The organism is Bradyrhizobium genomosp. I (2014) (genome assembly GCF_000261685.1).
Classification (GTDB): Bacteria; Pseudomonadota; Alphaproteobacteria; order Rhizobiales; family Xanthobacteraceae; genus Bradyrhizobium.
Map to the genome: position 1 here is coordinate 1 of NZ_AJQE01000290.1, position 19,022 is coordinate 19,022.

Below are 19,022 nucleotides of genomic sequence, written 5' to 3' on the forward strand. Positions count from 1 at the left end.
CTCGTCACCCAAAATCCCGCATAGCTCGAAGCCCATCAGAGGGAGATTGAGCAAGCTTGGATCCACTTCATCAGAACCATAATACGCCACAAAAGTCCCCCGCTGACGGTCGACACCCTTCTCGCAAATTTCGCGATGCATTCTGTTCCGCAGCTCCACCATCCCTTCGACAAAAGTCTCGTCTGCCGCGTGATGAAGATCAGCGCGGCGGACGAAGCGGTCGACTGCGGCCCAAGCCGAGACTTTGGAGTAGGTGTAATGCTGTGGATCACCCCTCACTTCCCACAAACCATGGTCTGGCTGATCCCAGATCCGCTCGACGTGACCGATCACGGAGGCGATCAAAATGCCCTCAAGTTCGGTCGGGGCTATGCCGACCTTCGCTGCGGCAGCCACGGAATCCAGGAGCTCGCCGTAGACGTCGAGCTGTCGCTGGGCCGCGGCGGCGTTCCCGATTCGCACCGGCTTCGTCCCTCTAAATCCCGGTAACCAGGATGCGATCCATTCCTCCAGACGGCGTGAGCCATCCACCCGGTACATGATCCTGATCTTGTCGGGTTCGCCACCGGCGGCTCGAAGAAGCCAGTCGCGAAATGCCTTGGCTTCGTCGTGATACCCGGCATCAATCAGAGCGGATGTCGTGAACGCTGCATCACGCAGCCAGCAATAGCGGTAATCCCAGTTCAGGTCGGAGGCCGGCGCCTCGGGAAGCGAAGTGGTCGGAGCGGCAATGATGCCGCCTGTAGAACGGAAGATCATCGCCTTGAGCGTCAGGAGAGAACGTCTGACGGCCTCGGGCCACCGCGTTTCAATGGCAAACTTCCCGATCCAATTGCGCCAATACGTTTCTGTCGCCTGCAGTGCGGCGTTCGCCGCAATCTGCGGAGGTGGCGTCTCGGTTGAACTGCCGTACCGAAGGCAGAATGCGATCTCCTCGCCCTGGCTCACCTCTGCTTCCGCTACGATGCATGAGCCCCGCTGTGAAAGCTGGCCCGGCGCATGCAGAACGACGAGGTCCGGTCCCACGAAGCCGACGGCGCGATCGCGATCGATCTCAATTGCGGGTCTCAAGGATCCATAGTCGAACCGAAGATCCAGCTCGCTGCGCAACCTGACCTTCCCCTCGAGGCCTCGGACAATCCGGACGACGGCGAAGGCCCCATCCTCGACCGGCATGAAGTCGATCAGCCGGACATGGCCCGTCGTCAGCTCGAAGTCCGTCTCCAGCACGAGCGTGTCCTCGCGATAACGGCGCGATGACGTACCGGCCTCGACGGGCGCGAGCCTCCAGCATCCATGCGAGTTCGTGCCGAGTAGGGCCGCAAAGCAGGCATCCGAATCGAAGCGCGGCCAACATAGCCAATCGATCGAACCGTCGCGATGAACAAGGGCAGCCGTCTGGCCGTCTCCGATCAGGCCGTAATCCTCGATGAACTTCATCGGCGCGGAAACACTCATCCAAATCGCAAACTGCGTTCACGTCGACGAAGTCTGCTCCTCGTACTTCCAGACGCACGCCCTGCTGCCACGGCCAATGCAGCTGCTCCCAGTAGCGCCGCTATCGGAGCAAGCCGCAGCATGCTTGCCGGCGCGGCAAAGGCGCTGTCGACCGCCTCCGAATCGAAGCTACCTCTGGTGCGATGAAGGCCGCGCACCGGTTGCTCGAGGTTATCCGGCCGCATTCCATCAATTGGCCGCTCCGTCTGTTGACCGCTGATACAGGTTTGAGCGAGATAGCGATCCAGCAGGCCCGGCACGATCATGTTACCGAAAATGACCTTGAGGGTGCTGAAGCCGATCCAGTACTCCCTCGCCGGCCTTTGAGCCGCATCGTACACCGTATTCGCGATGACTTCGGGCTCGACAACGGGTGCCACCGGCCTCGGCGTCCGGGGCATATGCGTCCTTGCCCAATCGAATTGCGGCGTGTTGACCGCCGGCAGCTGAAGCATCATCAACTTGATCCGGCTCTGCTCGTGCCTCAGCTCACTTCGCAGCGAATCTGTAAAGCCGCGGATCGCGTACTTGGCGCCGCAATAGGCCGACTGCAGCGGAATGCCGCGATAGGCCAGCGCAGATCCGATCTGGATAATGGTGCCTCTGTTGGAGGGGCGCATGTGGCGTAGAGCCGCCATCGTTCCGTGCACGAAGCCCAGATACGTCACGTCTGTGACGCGGCGGAATTCATCGGGCGTCATGCGCCAGACCGGCGAGAAGACGGTCACCATCGCATCGTTGATCCATATGTCGATCGGACCGAGCGTCGATGCGATGCGATCGGCGGCCGCAAACACGGCGCTGGCATCCGCAACGTCGAGAGCCGTCACGACTGCCTGTCCGCCGGCGTCCTCGATCTCGCGCCGCACCTCCTCGAGCGCCTCCGCATCCCGGGCAATCAGGCCGATCGCGTACCCCGCGCGGCCGAAACGATGCGCGATCGCCCGCCCCACCCCGGCAGATGCTCCTGTGATTACGACAACTGGGCGCGATCGGATCGTCGCCTGATATCCTTCGTCGTGCATCGAGACAACTCCTCACTACGGTGCGGCCGGATACGCGATGGTCGACAGCAGCGCCATCGCCGGCTGGCGCGAGTCGAGCCTGGTGTGCTGGACGATCAGCGGCTCGCTCGCCTCGATGACGGAAGCGTAACTCGTGTCGCGCGGAACCGGCGCCGGGTCGGTCAGGTCGTTGAACCGAAGGTGCAAGGTGCGCTTGGCCGGCACCTTCACCCGGTACGGACCGACCGGAGCCCTGTTCTCAAAGAAGAGTGTAATCCGGACGTCTGCATCACGATCGCCGGTGTTCAGGAAGCAGGCCGCCTCATGAGACACGAGGTCGTGCGCGTCGCTGACGCTGTCGCTTGGGATGTAGCCTTCGGGAATGGCCCACAGCGTCCGGCCGATACTCTGCATCGTCATCGCTCCAGCTTGATCAACGCGAGCCCGGTAACGGGGTCGTGCGCTTTCTGAAGGTGTGCCGGGCTTTCGGTGATGATCACCTCGAGGGTGGGACGAACCCGGCCGGATCCCAGGTGACCGGCAAGGGCGGTGCCGTCCCGCCGGCCGACGACCAGATGGATGTGCACGGAAGGCTCGCCCGAAGGCGCAACGGCGATATCGCCGACGAGCGAAGCGACTTCCACCTGTTCGTCCACGCGGTTTTCGAGATAGGATTTTGTCTCCCAATCGAAATATTTCAGCACCAGCCCGCTGAAGGCTCCGATACCGGTGACTTGGGCTGCGGAGATCCGTTGCTGAGCTGCAAGCGACTTCAGGCTTTCCATCGCCTCGTCGCCGCTGTCGAGGATGACCGCAAAGGTTCGCTGCGCACCGTCGTTGAGAAGCTTGTGCTTCATCGATATTCTCCTAGTTCAAATTGACCTCTCCCAGTCGGGACAGCGCCCGGATTCGGTCCGCCGTGCGGCAAGCGATCGCTTGGATCGTCAGAGACGGATTCGCGCCGCCCACCGTCGGAAACACGGAGCCGTCGCAAATCCACAGGTTGGGAATGTCCCAACTGCGGCAATCTGCGTTGACGACGCTGCTGTCCGGCCGATCGCCCATCCGGGCCGTTCCGTTGAGGTGACAGGTGTCGTCTTCCTGGACCCAGATGTTCTTGGCGTGGATTGCGCTCAGAGCCCGGCTCATGAACGCGATGGAGTGATCGATCAGGCGCCTGTCGTTGTCGCACCAGGAGTAGGTCACGCGCGGAATTCGGAGCCCGTATTGATCGCGCTCGTCTGCCAACGTGACGCGGTTGTTTTCCTGAGGCAGCATCTCCCCAACGATCTTCAGTCCTACGACGTGATTGTAGCGCTTCATCTCCTGGACGAGCCGCGCCCCCCAAAGACCGTGCGCCGTCGCTTGGGTATTGGCCCACAGCTGCGGCAGAGGGCCCTGGCTCATGTACGCATAGCCGCCAAAGAAATCCTTGCCGTCGTCCTCGTAATTCCAATGCTCCGTGATTGCGAGGGACGGCGGGCCCTTGTATGAGCGAACCTCCTCGTCCATCTCGCCCCACACGGCCTGGTTCGCCTGAGCCATGAGGTTCTTGCCCACGAGTCCGGAGCTGTTCGCCAGGCCGCTCGGAAACTTGTCGGTCGCCGAATTCAGCAAGAGCCGCGGCGTCTCGATCGCATAGCCGGCCACTACCACGTTACGTGCCCTTTGAAAGCGCCACTTGTCCTGGCGGTGATAGTGCACACCGACAGCGAGTCCATTCGCGTCGGTCTCGATCCGGCCGACCATGGCGAGATCCCGAATTTCGGCGCCGGCGGACAGAGCGCGCGGTATCCAGGTCACCAGGGCACTTTGCTTTGCGTTGGTCGAGCAACCGGTCACGCAAAAGCCGCGATAGACGCATGGATGCGCGAGGCCACGCGGTGCCGAAAGAGTTGCGAGCGGCGTCTCCGTCCAACCGATACCGAGGGCCTCGCAGCCGCGGGCGAGCGCGCGGGCGGCTGCATTGAGCGGATGAGCACGATACGGATATCGCGGACGCGGCGGCCCCCAGGGGTAGTTGACAGGACCGGAAATTTTGAGGGCCTGCTCGACTTCCGTGTAGTACGCCCACATTTCGCGCCAATCGATCGGCCAGTCCGCACCGTAGCCAAGCTTGGTCCTGGCTTTGAACCATTCCGGCCGGAAACGGAGCGACACCATTGCGAAATGCACCGTCGAGCCCCCGACGGCCTTGCCGCTGTTGTTGCTGCCGAGCTGCAAGGGATTGTCGCCATCGACGATACGATCGTCAGTCCAATAAAGCTTGGTTTGCTCGGACTCGTCGGAGGCGAAATCCTCGAGCGGCCGGAAGTAGGGTCCGGCATCCAGCGCAACCACCGAGAATCCATATTCGGCCAGCTTGCAGGCGAGTGTCGCTCCGCCGGCACCGGTCCCGACGATCACGAAGTCAACCGCTTCATGATCCGAATATTCTTTCATGCTTACCCAGCCGCCGGGCCGAAAGACGTCCGGTGCGCGGCCGTCGCGTGCACGGGGACTATGCCGGCCATCATCGGACATTGCGATTGGTCCTGAGAGCGTCGGCCTCGCGACCTGGCTTGGCTTCGGCCGCCTCCCACGGATCGCGATCGTTGAAATCGAGGCGCACGTAGCCACGCGGGCTGGCGGGCCCGCCCCACCCGACCTCGCTCCACGCGGTGGGGTGGGAGTAGTAAGCAAGAGCGATGTCGCGTAGCAGACGATGCTTGAAGAACGTCCGGGAGGGCATGCCGGCCCATTCCGGAGCATCCAATTCGCCTGCCTCGCAGCGCCTCAGCAGATCGTCTTGGTCAGCGTCAGTGATTGCTGCAAAGCCGCGGTCGTGGCGAGCTCTCGCTTCCGCATCGAGGGCCCTGAGCCCCCTTCGCCAAGCTTCTCCGTCGCGCGGCAAGCCCTTTGCACGGTAACCGTCCAAAACGCCGGCTCGCAGCTTGCGGTCGAGCAGCCCCGCAACAGGAACAGGCGACCTCGAACAAGGTTGCGGCACGACGCGATCGGCGACAGCGGCGAGGATCTCGAACTCCTCCGCGGTCAGGAATTGCGGTGTGTCTCCCACCTGCAAGCGAGCCGCAACCACCTCCCGCGTCTTTTCATTCCAGGATGGGCCTCGCCACTTTGCAAGCACGTCATAACCGGGGTAGGCGTCGCCAGCCCCCCGCTCCGCGTTCCGGTCAAGCATTTCGTGCCTCTCTCATCAATTCTAGCGCTGCCAGACCCGCCAGCGCGAGGCCGGCGAAACTCGGTGGCGCCGGTAAAGGCGGTCCATTGAGAATGTTCTGGCTCCAATTGCGCCAACCTCCCATGTTTCGGGAGACGCCGTACGCGTGGAAGCCAACGCCGGCAAAGCCCATTCCCACAAGCAACCGCATCCACCATCGCGCGAGGCCGCGCGGCCGTGCTCCGCCATTCACCACGGCCCCAGCGAGCAAACCAGCTCCGATGGGCGGGAGAGTGACGGGAAGAGCCATCAAGGGGTTGTGAAAGGCCCCGCGAAAATGGAGCAGCCCCGCCTCTCCCGAAGTACCCAGCAGGCCCAGTGCAGTTACGGTCGCGACCGTCTCGCCCGCCGGAAGGTTGAAGACGCGATGACGCCGCCGGCCTCCATTGGCGCGCACACGTTCTGAGCAAAAGCCCAACAAGCCCGAGAGCAGAATAGCCATGGGCGCCCCGAGGGGAGCACCGTAGAACACGTTCTGCCAGCTCAACCCGCCCACTTTCTTCGTGACATTGTAGATGTGAAAGCCTGTCCCGAGCAGGCCGGTGACAGCTGCTGACAGGTAGGACGCGTCACGGGCTTGATGCGCCATCGGGCGCCTGTCTGCGGTGCCGTGCAGGCTCATTGCCAGGGTCAGCCCGGCAACGATGAGCGGGGTGAGCATCGCCTTGTTCTTGAATGAACCGCGGTAATGCTCGACGGCACTGTCGGCAAGGACCGACGCCGCCAACATGCCCGCCGCGCGATTGAGTCGCCGAGCGGCCAAAACGGTCTCGGCTTCGGGCCATCCCAGATGGAAGGCGGAACGAGGTGTCGAACGCTGCAGCGACTGTGCGCGTCTCACTTCACCCAGCGCGGCTTGGGAGACACCGCTCCGATCCCTGGTTCTCAATTGGTCAAATCGCATAGCGTGCAGCATCCGCGTTCTTGAAGATCAAACCATTGCCCGGTCGCGACAGGTCGGGCTGGATCGCGCCGCTGCGTGGCATCGGCGCCCCCTCGAACAGCATGTGCTCGATGCGAACGTGGTCGTGAAACCACTCCAGATGCCGCAACCGCGGCGCGGCACAAGCGGCGTGAAGATGCAAAGCCGGGGCGCAATGACCCGACAAGTCGATATGGTGCGCTTCGCAAAGCGAGGCGATCTGCAGAAATCCCGTCACGCCGCCGCATCGCGTGATATCCGCCTGCTGTACGTCGACCGCCGACGCTTCAAGCATCGTCCGCACATAGTCAGTTGTATACGCATACTCTCCCGCAGCCACGTCCATGCCCGCTGGGGCGCGGGCGCGAACCGCACGTAAACCTTCGAGATCGTCCGACGACACCGGTTCCTCGAACCATTCGACACCGCAGCATGCGAACAACTCCGCAAGCTCCAGCGCCTGCTTCACCGAATAGGCGCCGTTAGCATCGACGAAGAGGCTTGCGCGCTCGCCGATCGCTCGGCGTGCGACTTGCACGCGATGCGGATCGAGGTCCGGTTCGGACCCCACTTTCATCTTGACGTTCACACAGCCATCGTCGGAAACCCACTTGCCAAGCTGCTCAGCCAGCTCGGCGTCGGAGTAGGTCGTGAAGCCTCCGCTGCCGTAAATCGCCACATTCAAACGGTAGCTTCCGAGAAGACGCACCAGCGGCACATCCAAAAGCCGCGCCTTCAGGTCGTAGAGAGCCGTGTCCACAGCTGAGATCGCATTTGCGGCAAGACCTTCGCGCCCAAGATTGCGCACGGCCCGTTGCATCGCCATCCAGACGGCTTCAGGCGCCATGGCATCCTTCCCACGGACGATCGAGCCGAGCTTGCCCACGATCAGCGCCACAATGCTGCGATCGGAATACGTGTACCCTATCCCTGACTTGGCGCCGGCGGCGATCTCGACCAGGACCAGTGTCGTGGAATTCCAGTGCATGGTCCCATCGGCTTCGGGGCGATCGGTTGGGACCTCGAAGGCGCGCGCTTTTACCGACTCGATGGGAACCTCAAGCATCATTCCTTCCCTGGCAGTACGCTCGTCAGCAGCTCCTTGGCGCTGTTCTTCAAAACGCTCCCAAGCTCCGGTTCGGACGGAATCATGCTGACGAAGTTCTTGGCATCCTTCAGTGTGATGTGGGGAGGCAGCGGCGGCACATTCGGATCCGTGTACGCCTCGAGCACGACCGGACGATCCGCCGACAGCGCTTCGTCCCAGGCGGCTCCCACCCGTTCCGGATCGTCGACAAAGATTCCTTTAAGGCCTACGAGCTCGGCGTAGCGATGATACGGAAAGTCCGGGATACTCTGAGTCGACAGCGTCTTTCCTGCGCCGAGCTGAATCCGCTCCTCCCACGTGACCTGATTGAGATCGCGGTTGTTGAGAACAAGGACGATCAGGCCTGGATTTGACCAGGTCTTCCAATATTTCGAGATCGTGATCAGGACGTTCAGTCCGTTCATTTGCATGGCGCCGTCGCCCATGCACGCGATCACCGTCCTGTCCGGATAAGCCATCTTGCCGGCCAGAGCATAAGGTGTGCCGGCACCAAGGGAAGCCAGTCCTCCGGAAAGCGAAGCTTTCATGCCTCGGCGCATCTTCAAATCGCGAGCGTACCAGTTGGCGACGGAGCCCGAGTCCGCCGTGATGATCGCGCTCTCAGGCAAGCGTGGTGACAACTCCCAGAATACGCGCTGCGGATTGAGGGGCTCTGCGGTATCCATGGCGCGCTTCTCGAGCGTCTGCCACCATTGTTGCACACCTTCCTCGATTTCGCGGCGCCACGAGGACTTCTGCTTCTGCTTCAGATGAGGTAACAGCGCCTTCAATGTTGCAGAGCTGTCTCCAACGATGTTGATCTCCATGGGATAGCGCAGGCTCAACCGCGCGCCATCGATGTCGATCTGGACGCCGCGCGCCGAGCCGGGCTTCGGCAGGAATTCGCTGTAGGGAAATGCGGATCCGATCATCAGGAACGTGTCGCAGTTCTTCATGAGGTCCCAGCTGGGCTTTGTGCCGAGCAATCCGAGAGAACCTGTCACGAAGGGTAGATCGTCTGGGACGACCGCCTTTCCCAGCAGGGCCTTGGCCACCCCGGCCTGGAGGCACTCGGCCACTGCGATGACTTCATCGGTGGCGTCCAGAGCGCCTGCGCCAACCAGCATTGCAACTTTGCTGCCGCTGTTCAGAACCTCGGCGGCCGCGCGCACAAGACCATCGTCCGGTTGCTTCGCCGGCCCGGCATATCCAACGCCGGTGTGGGTCGCGCCGTGGGCGAGAGGCGGATCCTGGTAGTCCAGTTCCTGCACGTCTTTGGGAAGAATCACACAAGCGACCCCGCGCTTGTTGTGGGCGATGCGTATGGCTCGATCGATCAGGTGGCGCACCTGCTCGGGCACGCTTGCCTGCCCGACGTACTCGGCGACGTCCTGGAACAGGACCTGCAGATCGACTTCCTGCTGATAGCTCGCCCCGATAGCGCTTCTCGCCTGCTGGCCGACGAGAGCGACCACAGGGACGTGGTCCATCTTGGCGTCGTAAAGTCCATTGAGAAGATGGATGGCGCCTGGGCCTGACGTTGCATAACAAAGGCCGACCTGGCCCGTAAACTTGGCATGAGCGGATGCCATGAAGGCCGCCATCTCTTCGTGCCGCACCTGCACGTATTCGATCTTGTCTTTCGCCTGCTCGAGAGCGACATCCAGGCCGCCGACACCGTCCCCGGGATAGCCGTAGATCCTGGTTAATCCCCATTCGGACAGCCGCTGCCAGACGTACTCGCTAACGTTCATTGGATCTTCTCGATTGTTGATGCGAACGACACTCAGCAACGACCACGGCTGTCGAAACGTTTCGGAACTCTCCTGGTCCTCACGACGATCTCCGTACGCTGGCGTACGTCCGGGCTTGTTGACGCGCCAGGAACACCGCAGAGCCGGCCCAGGTCGGCCGCGATGTTCGCCAAAGCTGCGGCGACTATTTTGAGGTGGCGCTGTTGTTCGAAGAGCTGGAGCCGGTCGTGCCCTGGGATTTAGCTGAGGAGCCGGATCCAGTCGTCGACGTGTTCATCGCTTCGAACACCGACATGCCATGTGGACCAATCGTCATCACCATGGGATTGCCGTCCTTCGTCTTGGCCTGCACGACGAAGGATTCGGCCACGACCTTGATGTCGGTGAAGCCTGCCTTCTTGAGATCGTCTTGAATCTTCTGGGCCGCCGTGCTCTGGCCCGAGCTTGTGGCGGACTGCGTCGGACTCGTGGAAGTCTTGCCACTTTGTGCGAGCACTGGACCGGAAACGGTTGCTGCGAGCAAGAGGGCCGCCAAGAGTGTGGTTTTCATTGCTGTCTCCTTGAGTACTTGGGAATGGCGTATCGCAACAGCGCTGGGCGACTTCAGACGTTCCGTCTGAAACAGCGGCGGCGACTTAAAGTCGGTACGAGGCCGGACGAAGCCGGCTCTTTGTGACAGCGCCAGCACCAAAATGAGCGGGAAGATGATTCAGGGACGGCCGCTGCGGCAGGAAGATTGTTCTCTTTCAAAGATCAGTCGGCCGGGGTGACTGAATATCTCGTAACCATCGTCACGCGCGACTGCGACGAGCGTGACGCCGGCCCGCTCGGCGGTCTCGATCGCCAGTGAGGTCGGTGCCGAGACGGCGACGAGGAGCGGTACTCCCATCCGTGCGGCCTTTTGCACCAGTTCGACGGAGACCCGGCTGGTGATGAGGAGTGCCCCCCGTGACCTCTCCAGACCGGCTCTGGCCACCGCGCCGGCGAGTTTGTCCAGCGCGTTGTGACGACCGACGTCTTCCCTGACCAATCGGATGTCGTCGCCATCCCAGAACGCGGCAGCATGCATCGCGCCCGTCGCCTGATTGTGATGCTGGAGCGGCCGCAGCGAGCGCATCGCTTCCAAAATGTCCGAGGGACGAAACCCGCCCTGGCCGACGACATGCACCGGCGGTGGGCAGGCTTGCTCCAGACTTTCGATTCCGCACAGACCGCAGCCCACCGGCCCGACCATCGCCCTCCGCCTTTTGGCCAAAAGATGGGCGTATGAGTCGTCGAGCCAGATCCGGACTTCGCAGCCGAGCTCGAGCTCGATGACGTCGACGCTAAGGATAGCATCGCTGTTCGCCACAATACCTTCGCTGAGGCTGAATCCGAAGCCGAAATCCACGAGATCGGCGGGCGAGGCCATCATCACCGCATAGGTCGAGCCGTTATACGTGATGGCTATGGGCCGCTCCTCCGCGACCCTGCGCGAAGATGCTATCGGATCGCGCCCTCGCCAGACCAGCTCTGGCTTGTCGAGGGTGCAGCGATCATCCATGGCAGGCTCCGCGATCTAAGGTCTGGCAACCGCTGCCGGGCGCACGCGTTCCGTCGCTCCATGGCACAGCCTCCTCGAATCAACATCACGCGAGTGCGAGATTCCTTGTACGGCAGCGGGCAGACAATCGGCTTCGAGCACCCAACGCACCGTGCTGCTCAAATGAAGTCTCTGGTCCTGTTGCGCTTTTCCCCGCCACGTCCGGTCCGCCCCCGACGCTGCAGGAACTCCCGTCCAGGAACCGCCGTTGCCAACATGCGTTGGCGAGACACAGCCCGACTGGTTCCCGAAGAGAAACAAGATCATGGTGCAATCGAACAAAGCTGGCGACGACGCTTCCGATACGGTTGAATACGATGGTCCAGCTGGCGGGTGGGGCTCGCTCGAAGGGATTGCGAGGATCTTCGGCAAAGAGTGGGATTCGCCGGCGGCACTGAATACCCTTCGCCGACAAAACAAGCCGAAAGGCTTCATGTGCGTTTCCTGCTCATGGGCCAAGCCAGTCGACTATCACACTTTTGAATTCTGCGAGAACGGCGCCAAGGCGACGCTTTGGGAGTTGACCTCGCTCCGTTGTACGCCGGAATTCTTCGGCGAACACACGCTGACCGAGCTGCTCTCCTGGACTGATTACGACCTCGAGCAGCAAGGACGCCTGACGCATCCGCTGCGCTATGACAGTGCAACCGACAAGTACGTGGCGTGCTCCTGGGATGAAGCATTTCGGGCCATCGGCTCGCGATTGAAGGCGCTCGATCCGAAGTCAGTCGTTTTCTATTCGTCCGGCCGGGCCAGCCTTGAGACTTCCTACCTTTATGCGCTGTTCGCGCGGGTTTATGGCAACAACAACCTGCCCGACAGTTCGAACATGTGCCACGAAACGACGTCCGTGGCGCTCAAAAAACTGATTGGTGCCGGCGTTGGGACTGTGGTCTTCGACGACCTCAGCAACTGTGATGCGATGTTCTTTTTCGGCCAGAACACGGGATCGAACAGCCCACGCTTCCTGCATCCGCTCCAGGACGCCGCCAAGCGAGGCGTTCAGATCATCACCTTCAATCCCGTGCGCGAAAAGGGCCTGGAAGTCTTCATCAATCCCCAGAACCCTGCGGAGATGCTGACAGGAAAGACGACGCAGATCAGCAGCCAGTACCACCAGGTGAAGGTTGGCGGCGACATCGCCGTCATCGTCGGGATCTGCAAGCATGTCTTCGCCGCGGACGATGCGGCCAAGCAGCAAGGCAAACGTGTCATCGATGCTCTCTTCGTCGAGCAGCACACGCACGGCTTCGAAGAGTTCGAAGCCGAGGTTCGGGCGACGTCCTGGAACGACATTGAAGCCGCGTCCGGTCTCAGCCGATCGGTCATCGAAGGTGCTGCGCAGGTTTACGTCGAGGCAGACCGCGTGATCGGCATCTATGGCATGGGGCTGACCCAACACGTGCACGGCTTCCAGAACGTCGCCATGCTCGTCAACATGCTGCTCCTGAAAGGAAACATCGGTCGAGACGGCACCGGGATCTCGCCGGTGCGCGGGCATTCGAACGTGCAGGGTCAGCGTACCGTCGGCATCTCGGAAAAGCCCGAACTGGTTCCGCTCGACAAATACGCCAAGCAGTTCGGGTTCGCGCCGCCGCGCGAGAAGGGCATGAACACCGTCGAAACATGCGAAGGCGTACTCGACGGCAAGGTCAAGGCTTTCGTCGGGCTTGGCGGAAATTTCGTGCGGGCCATTCCCGAACGGTCGAAGATGGAAGAGGCCTGGCGGGGCCTGGAGCTGACGGTTCAGATTGCGACCAAGCTCAACCGCAGCCACCTCGTCCATGGCAAGGCCGCCTACCTGCTGCCATGCCTCGGCCGGACCGAAGAAGACATCCAGGCAAGCGGGCAGCAAGCCGTCACCATGGAGGACACTTTCAGTTGCATCCAGGGTTCGATCGGGCTGCGCAAGCCGGCCAGCGAACAGCTGAAATCCGAGGTGGCGATCGTCGCGGGTCTTGCCGAGGCAACCTTGCACCCGAATCCCAAGCTGAAATGGGATGACTGGGTCGGCAATTACGATCTCATCCGCAACGAGATCGCCGAGACCTATCCGGACGAATTCCACGAGTTCAACGCGCGCATGTTCACCCCAGGCGGATTTTATCGCGGCAACTCGGCCCGCGAACGGATCTGGAAGACGGAAAGCGGCAAGGCCGAGTTTACTGCGCCCGAGACCCTCACCTCCACCGGCTTCCCGGATGCGCCCGGTCGCTTCCGGCTCCTGACCATGCGGAGCAACGATCAGTTCAACACCACGATCTACGGCTACAGCGATCGGATGCGAGGCATCGAGGGTACAAGGGACGTATTGCTGATGAATCCGGACGAGATCGCCCGCGCCGGACTTCAGGAAGGCCAAATGGTCTCCCTCGTCAGCGACGCTGGGGACGGCATCGCACGCGAGGTCGGTCCTCTCAAGGTGACCCCGTTCAAACTGCCGGATGGCTGCGTCGGCGCTTACTATCCGGAAATGAACCCGCTGATTGCGCTGTCGCACCACGACATCCATTCGAAAACGCCGGCCGCGAAATCAGTGCCTGTCCGAATTCGGGTTTGAAGGCCGGGCGGCTGGGGGCCGGTGATGCAGCTCTTTCGTCCCGGCGCGAACACGATTGCGACCTTGGCGATAGCGGCGATTGGAGCAGCTCCGGTGCTTGCGGTTGGACTGTCTTACGAGGTGATGCGGTCCCCTTACGTCACCAACCAGAATATCACCCGGAATCAACCCGTGCCGTTCAGTCACGAACATCATGTTTCGGGTCTCGGTCTCGATTGCCGCTATTGCCACACCTCCGTGGAGAAGGCGCGCTTTGCCGGCATGCCCCCGACCGAGACCTGCATGACCTGCCATTCGCAGATCTGGACCAATGCGCAGATGCTGGCGCCGGTGCGGGAGAGCCTTGCCAGAAGCAAGCCGATGGCATGGACGCGCGTCCACCGGCTTCCGGACTACGTTTATTTCGATCATTCGGTCCACGTCGCAAAAGGGGTCGGCTGCACCACCTGTCATGGTGACGTCGGACAGATGCGGCTGATGCGGCAAGCGGCTCCCCTGACGATGCAATGGTGCCTCGATTGCCATCGCAATCCCGCACCCTACCTGCGCCCCCGCGAGGCAGTTTTCGATCCGAAATGGCGACCGCCAAAGGATCGGGCCGAGATCGGGGCAAAGCTTGCTGCGGGTTACCACATCAAAACGGATCACTTGACGGACTGCACCATATGTCACCGCTGAAGGAATTGCCGACGCGGCCAGATCCAGCGCGGCGAAGCAAGCTCAACCGCCGCCAGGCACTCGGCCTGCTCGCGAGCGGCATGGCCAGCAGCCTCGCGGCCTGCAGCAAACCTGACGAGCAGATCCTGCCCTATGTCAGAATGCCGGAGCGGATCATTCCTGGCGAACCCCTGAAATTCGCGACGACCCTCGGCCTCGCGGGGATCGGACGCGGCGTGATCGTGACCTCGATCGACGGCCGACCGATCAAGGTAGAAGGCAACCCGCGTCATCCAGGCAGCCTGGGCGCCACCGATGTTTTCGCCGAAGCCGCCGTTCTCTCGCTCTATGATCCGGACCGCTCGCGCACCATCCTGCACAACGGAGCCATAGCGTCCCGCGAAGCTCTTCTTGGGGCACTGACGACCGAGCTCTCCGAGGCCCGCGGCAATCAGGGCAATGGTCTGCGCCTTTTGACCAGCCGTACGACGTCACCTACCCTTCTACGCCAAATCGACAAGCTTCTTCAGTCGTTCCCGGCAGCGTCGTGGCACGCGTACGACCCGACCGACGACGAGAATGCTCGCCAAGGTGCGCAACTTGCCTATGGTCAACCCCTTTGCAGCGTTCCCGATTTCGCAAGGGCACGCGTGATCGTCACCCTCGATGCCGATCCGCTTGGACATGGGCCCGACCAGATGCGAATCGGCCGCGGCTTCGCACAACGGCGCAGCGACGCCGGCGCTTTCTCGCGTCTCTATTGCCTCGAAAGTACCCTCACGTTGACGGGGGCAAAGGCGGACGAACGTCTTGCTCTCCGTCCCGAGGCGATCGAACGGCTAGCGGCAAGTCTCGCGCGGGAACTCGGGGCAGCTACCGGCGTGATCGAGCTGCCTGAGCGCGAACGCCTGCTGCTTCGAAAGATTTCGACAGACCTGAACGCAAGCAAGGGCGAAGCGCTCGTCCTCGCGGGTCCATCGATGTCGAAAGAAGTTCACGGATTGGTTCACTGGATCAACGCCCAGCTGAATGCACCAGTTCGGCTGATTAATCAGATCGATCGCACCCCGTCTGGACGGCAGGCCGGAACGCTCGACCAGCTCGCGGGCGATCTCGAGGCCGGGGGCGTGCGCCAGCTCTTCATTGTTGGCGCCAATCCCCTCTACGACGCGCCGGCTGACTTGCAATTCGAGGCGAAAGCGCAGAAGGCGCCGTTCCGCCTGCATATGGGCGAGTATGTCGACGAGACGGCGGTCAACGCCAATTGGCATGTGCCGCAAAGTCATCAACTCGAGGCGTGGTCTGATTTGCGTGCCAGCGACGGGACCGCGAGCCTCGTCCAACCCTTGATCAAGCCTCTCTACGGTAGCTTCGGCGCGCATGAGCTTCTCGCCTGGATCACCGGGAAACACGACGCAAAGCCTTACGAGCTGGTGCGGCAGACCTGGCGAAGCGAAGCCCATGGAGACTTCGAGGCATGGTGGCAGCGGGCGCTGCACGACGGCATCATTGCAGGGACCGGCTCAGAGGCTGTCGAGGCTGTCGCAATGCCCCCGTCCATAGCCGTCGAAGCTGAGGACAAGCGCGAGGACGATCTCAGCCTGGTTCTACGTCCCGATCCCTGTGTGTGGGACGGCTCATTCGCCAACAACGCCTGGCTGCAGGAATGTCCAAAGCCGCTCAGCAAGCAAGTCTGGGGTAATGCGCTCGCGCTGCATCCCGACGATGCGAGCCACCTCGGGCTCAAGCCGGGCGACGTTGTCAAGATCAGCGCGCATGATCGCTCGATAGAGGTCCCGGTGCTGCTCGAACCGGGATCAGCCGTGGGGATCTGCGCGCTTAACCTGGGCGGAGGCCGGCAAAACGCCGGCGCCATAGGCAGCGGCATCGGGGCCAATGCCTACATTCTCCGAACCTATGACAAGCCCTGGCGCTTGGCGCAAGTCTCGATCAGGCGGACGGGACGCGAGGAGCCCATTCTCACGACCCAGAACATCGTGCGGACGCCAGATGACGTGCGCGAGCTTTATCCGTCGTATCAGCGTGGGCACGTGCCGCCCTCGATAACGCCCTTCGATCCGCCGAGTTTGATGCCCGAAAAGCCGAGGTCGGGCGATGGCCATGCTTGGGCGATGGTGATCGATACGTCCGTTTGTATCGGCTGCAACGCCTGTGTCGTCTCTTGTCAGGCCGAGAACAACGTTCCGGTCGTGGGACCGGAGCAGGTCGCCATGGGGCGGGACATGCATTGGATGCGCGTCGACGTCTACGATCACGGCTCGGCGAACGGCCCGCAGCTCGGCTTTCAACCGGTGCCCTGCATGCATTGCGAGCATGCACCCTGCGAGCCCGTCTGCCCGGTCGCAGCATCCGTCCACGACAGCGAAGGCCTGAATGCGCAGGTTTACAATCGCTGTATCGGCACCCGCTTCTGCGAGGCGAACTGCCCCTACAAAGTGCGGCGCTTCAACTTCTTCGGCTACGCGAACGGCGAGGAATACGGCAATCTCGGCGCGGAGTCCTACCGCGGGCAGAAGAACCCGGAGGTCACCGTTCGCGCCCGCGGCGTGATGGAGAAATGCACCTACTGTGTTCAAAGGATCAGCGGAGCGAGACGAGCCGCGGAACGCGAGAGCCGGGCGCTCGCTCCCGACGAAGTACGGACCGCTTGTCAGAACGCCTGTCCCACCCGCGCCATCAGCTTTGGAGACCTCAACCAGCCCGACGCAGAAATCAACCGCCGGAAGACTGATCCGCGCCACTACACTCTGCTTGGCCATTTGGGCACGCGCCCGCGCACCACCTATCTGGCCGACGTCCGCAATCCGGCCCAATCGGACGCGGAGGAGCGGACATGAGCGAGGTTCTCGCGGCCAAGGCCCCTCCGGCGCACCGTTGGATCTCATCCGAACGTGCCGATGACCTCGCCATCACGCAAGCGGTTGCTGATCCGCTCTTCACCGGTTTCGGCAAGCGCTGGTGGCTCGCACTCCTAGTGACCCTCCCTTTCGTGCTTTGGCTGTTCATAGCAGTCGTGTGGCTGTTCTATCGGGGCATCGGAATATGGGGCGTCAATTCCACGATCGTCTGGGGTGTTGCGATCGCCAACTACGTATGGTGGATCGGCATCGGCAACGCCGGCACGCTCATTTCGGCAATGTTGCTGCTCACGCGACAGCGATGGCGCGCCTCGATCAACCGCTTCGCGGAAGCCATGACGCTGTTCGCCGTTGCGATCGCCGGGCTGATGCCGATCATCCATCTCGGCAGGCCGCTCTATGCCTATTGGCTCGCCCCATATCCGAACACCATGGCGCTCTGGCCGCAATGGCGGAGTGCCCTGGTGTGGGACTTCTGGGCCATCGTCAGCTACCTGCTTTTCTCGATCCTATTCTGGTATGTCAGCCTGATCCCCGATCTCGCCACCATGCGCGACCGCACACCGCACCGCGCGGGCCAGCTGCTCTACGGCGCTTTCGCATTGGGTTGGCGAGGCTCGGCGCGCGAATGGACGCGCCTCAAGATCCTTCATACGACGATGGCCGCCTTGGGCGTCCCGCTGGTCTGCTCGGTCCACTCGATCGTCGGACTCGATTTCGCGGCCAGCCTGATGCCCGGCTGGCAGGAGAGCATCTTCCCGCCGTACTTCGTGGTCGGCGCGATGTATTCGGGCTTTGCCATGGTCGTCGTGCTCGCGGCCACGATTCGATGGGGCCTCAGCCTTCAGGCCATCATCACCTCGCGCCATTTCGACGTGATGGCCCGCATCCTGCTGATGGCCTCCATCGTCATGTTCTATTCCTATGCGACCGAGTGGTTCATGGGCTGGTACGGCGGCGAACACGCCGAACGCGAGGTCGTGCGCTTCGAATTTACCGGGACTTACGCACCGCTGTATTGGGCCTTGCTGGCCTGCAACTGTCTCATCCCGCAGCTGCTCTGGTGGCCATTCGCGCGACGGTCGCTGCTCATGCTGATACCGATCGCGATCGCGATCAACATCGGAATGTGGCTCGAGCGAATTCTGATCGTCTGGAACACGCTGTCACGCGGGTACATGCCGTCCCTCTGGCGCGCCTTCCACTTCACTTTCTGGGACTGGAGCTTCCTGATCGCGCCGCTCGGCCTCTTCGCCTTTCTGTTCCTGGTCTTCATGAGGCTGGTACCGAGCGTGTCGATGTTCGACATGCGCAAACTCGCTCACGAGGAGGCAGCTGCATGACAGTGAAGCTCTTGGCGGAATTCGTCGATGGCGAAACCCTTCGGTCGGCACTGGTGCGCGTGAGGAGCACGGGCCATGCTGCGCTGGATGCATTCACACCCTATCCGATTGAAGGGCTGGACGAACGGCTTGGGCAGGAGCGCCCGCGAATCCGCCTCGCGATGCTGGTCGGCGGGCTGGCGTCCGCGGCATTCGCGTACGGTCTGCAATGGTACAGCGCGGTGATTGACTATCCGATCAACAGCGGCGGCCGCCCCCTGAACTCTTGGCAAGTGTTCCTGTTGGTCCCTTTCGAGGTCGGCATTTTCGCTGCCGCTCTTGCGGGAGTGCTCGCCTTCCTTTGGTCGTGCCGTCTGCCGAGACTCCACGATGCCCTGTTCGAGATCCCGGGCTTCGAACGCGCAACGCAAGACCGCTACTTCCTGTTGACGGCTTCCGAAATCAGCCCAAACGATTTGAGGGCGGTCCTCACTGGAGCAGGCGCGGTTGCAGTCACGGAGCTGCGCTCGCCATGACG

General features: G+C 62.0%; 16 protein-coding genes. 5 read left to right on the forward strand and 11 right to left on the reverse strand.

Annotation, left to right across the window (positions count from 1 at the left end):
• The 11 genes from IC50_RS26850 to fdhD all read right to left on the reverse strand — a co-directional run.
• Window positions 1-1,440 (reverse strand): glycoside hydrolase family 15 protein (locus tag IC50_RS26850; protein ID WP_050991111.1); only part of this gene is annotated, 1,440 nt, incomplete at its 3' end.
• A gap of 14 nt (window positions 1,441-1,454) precedes the next feature.
• The gene (locus IC50_RS26855; protein ID WP_050991112.1) at window positions 1,455-2,522 is read right to left on the reverse strand and encodes an SDR family oxidoreductase; all 1,068 of its coding nucleotides are present in this window, start codon (window positions 2,520-2,522) and stop codon (window positions 1,455-1,457) included.
• 15 nt (window positions 2,523-2,537) lie between these two features.
• Entirely contained in the window at window positions 2,538-2,915 is a 378-nt protein-coding gene (locus IC50_RS26860) for a sensory rhodopsin transducer (RefSeq protein ID WP_035711820.1), read from the reverse strand.
• A gap of 2 nt (window positions 2,916-2,917) precedes the next feature.
• Window positions 2,918-3,358, reverse strand: coding sequence for a PPC domain-containing DNA-binding protein (locus IC50_RS26865; protein WP_035711769.1), 441 nt, complete (start codon window positions 3,356-3,358; stop codon window positions 2,918-2,920).
• A gap of 10 nt (window positions 3,359-3,368) precedes the next feature.
• The gene (locus IC50_RS26870) at window positions 3,369-5,024 is read right to left on the reverse strand and encodes a GMC family oxidoreductase (RefSeq protein ID WP_035711773.1); all 1,656 of its coding nucleotides are present in this window, start codon (window positions 5,022-5,024) and stop codon (window positions 3,369-3,371) included.
• Window positions 5,014-5,682 carry a gluconate 2-dehydrogenase subunit 3 family protein gene (locus tag IC50_RS26875; RefSeq protein ID WP_035711776.1) on the reverse strand — a complete coding sequence of 223 codons (669 nt, stop codon included), beginning with the start codon at window positions 5,680-5,682 and terminating at the stop codon, window positions 5,014-5,016. The genes IC50_RS26870 and IC50_RS26875 overlap by 11 nt, the downstream gene beginning before the upstream one ends.
• Entirely contained in the window at window positions 5,675-6,637 is a 963-nt protein-coding gene (locus IC50_RS26880; protein WP_244429654.1) for a hypothetical protein, read from the reverse strand. The genes IC50_RS26875 and IC50_RS26880 overlap by 8 nt, the downstream gene beginning before the upstream one ends.
• Window positions 6,615-7,712, reverse strand: a complete 1,098-nt coding sequence (locus IC50_RS26885) for an enolase C-terminal domain-like protein (RefSeq protein ID WP_035711778.1) — start codon at window positions 7,710-7,712, stop codon at window positions 6,615-6,617. Before IC50_RS26885 ends, IC50_RS26880 begins: the two co-directional genes overlap by 23 nt.
• A complete protein-coding gene (locus tag IC50_RS26890) occupies window positions 7,709-9,484 on the reverse strand; it encodes a thiamine pyrophosphate-requiring protein (protein ID WP_035711779.1) in 1,776 nt (591 codons plus the stop codon). Before IC50_RS26890 ends, IC50_RS26885 begins: the two co-directional genes overlap by 4 nt.
• A 184-nt stretch (window positions 9,485-9,668) precedes the next feature.
• On the reverse strand, window positions 9,669-10,034 hold the full coding sequence (locus tag IC50_RS26895) for a hypothetical protein (protein WP_050991113.1): 366 nt from the start codon (window positions 10,032-10,034) through the stop codon (window positions 9,669-9,671).
• Window positions 10,035-10,193: 159 nt separating this feature from the next.
• Window positions 10,194-11,027: a formate dehydrogenase accessory sulfurtransferase FdhD gene (fdhD, locus tag IC50_RS26900; protein ID WP_035711781.1), complete on the reverse strand. Its 834-nt coding sequence runs from the start codon at window positions 11,025-11,027 to the stop codon at window positions 10,194-10,196.
• Window positions 11,028-11,331: 304 nt separating this feature from the next.
• Here fdhD and IC50_RS26905 point away from each other — a divergent pair, with 304 nt between their 5' ends.
• The 5 genes from IC50_RS26905 to IC50_RS26925 are packed head-to-tail and all read left to right on the forward strand — an operon-like array spanning window position 11,332 to window position 19,020.
• Entirely contained in the window at window positions 11,332-13,626 is a 2,295-nt protein-coding gene (locus IC50_RS26905; RefSeq protein ID WP_035711783.1) for an FdhF/YdeP family oxidoreductase, read from the forward strand.
• Between the two features lie 21 nt (window positions 13,627-13,647).
• On the forward strand, window positions 13,648-14,304 hold the full coding sequence (locus tag IC50_RS26910) for a cytochrome c3 family protein (RefSeq protein ID WP_035711785.1): 657 nt from the start codon (window positions 13,648-13,650) through the stop codon (window positions 14,302-14,304).
• The gene (locus tag IC50_RS26915) at window positions 14,292-17,141 is read left to right on the forward strand and encodes a 4Fe-4S dicluster domain-containing protein (RefSeq protein ID WP_035711787.1); all 2,850 of its coding nucleotides are present in this window, start codon (window positions 14,292-14,294) and stop codon (window positions 17,139-17,141) included. Before IC50_RS26910 ends, IC50_RS26915 begins: the two co-directional genes overlap by 13 nt.
• Window positions 17,138-18,505 carry an NrfD/PsrC family molybdoenzyme membrane anchor subunit gene (gene nrfD / locus IC50_RS26920; protein WP_035711789.1) on the forward strand — a complete coding sequence of 456 codons (1,368 nt, stop codon included), beginning with the start codon at window positions 17,138-17,140 and terminating at the stop codon, window positions 18,503-18,505. Before IC50_RS26915 ends, nrfD begins: the two co-directional genes overlap by 4 nt.
• Entirely contained in the window at window positions 18,502-19,020 is a 519-nt protein-coding gene (locus IC50_RS26925; protein ID WP_035711790.1) for a DUF3341 domain-containing protein, read from the forward strand. The genes nrfD and IC50_RS26925 overlap by 4 nt, the downstream gene beginning before the upstream one ends.
• The last annotated feature ends 2 nt before the right edge of the window (window positions 19,021-19,022 follow it).

Coding starts and splice junctions, on each gene's coding strand:
- IC50_RS26915 (WP_035711787.1), top strand. CDS start 14,292: ATGTCACCGCTGAAGGAATTGCCGACGCGGCCAGATCCAGCGCGGCGA.
- IC50_RS26925 (WP_035711790.1), top strand. CDS start 18,502: ATGACAGTGAAGCTCTTGGCGGAATTCGTCGATGGCGAAACCCTTCGG.
- IC50_RS26905 (WP_035711783.1), top strand. CDS start 11,332: ATGGTGCAATCGAACAAAGCTGGCGACGACGCTTCCGATACGGTTGAA.
- IC50_RS26855 (WP_050991112.1), bottom strand. CDS start 2,522: ATGCACGACGAAGGATATCAGGCGACGATCCGATCGCGCCCAGTTGTC.
- IC50_RS26860 (WP_035711820.1), bottom strand. CDS start 2,915: ATGCAGAGTATCGGCCGGACGCTGTGGGCCATTCCCGAAGGCTACATC.
- IC50_RS26885 (WP_035711778.1), bottom strand. CDS start 7,712: ATGATGCTTGAGGTTCCCATCGAGTCGGTAAAAGCGCGCGCCTTCGAG.
- IC50_RS26865 (WP_035711769.1), bottom strand. CDS start 3,358: ATGAAGCACAAGCTTCTCAACGACGGTGCGCAGCGAACCTTTGCGGTC.
- fdhD (WP_035711781.1), bottom strand. CDS start 11,027: ATGGATGATCGCTGCACCCTCGACAAGCCAGAGCTGGTCTGGCGAGGG.
- IC50_RS26890 (WP_035711779.1), bottom strand. CDS start 9,484: ATGAACGTTAGCGAGTACGTCTGGCAGCGGCTGTCCGAATGGGGATTA.
- IC50_RS26895 (WP_050991113.1), bottom strand. CDS start 10,034: ATGAAAACCACACTCTTGGCGGCCCTCTTGCTCGCAGCAACCGTTTCC.
- nrfD (WP_035711789.1), top strand. CDS start 17,138: ATGAGCGAGGTTCTCGCGGCCAAGGCCCCTCCGGCGCACCGTTGGATC.
- IC50_RS26880 (WP_244429654.1), bottom strand. CDS start 6,637: ATGCTGCACGCTATGCGATTTGACCAATTGAGAACCAGGGATCGGAGC.
- IC50_RS26870 (WP_035711773.1), bottom strand. CDS start 5,024: ATGTCCGATGATGGCCGGCATAGTCCCCGTGCACGCGACGGCCGCGCA.
- IC50_RS26875 (WP_035711776.1), bottom strand. CDS start 5,682: ATGCTTGACCGGAACGCGGAGCGGGGGGCTGGCGACGCCTACCCCGGT.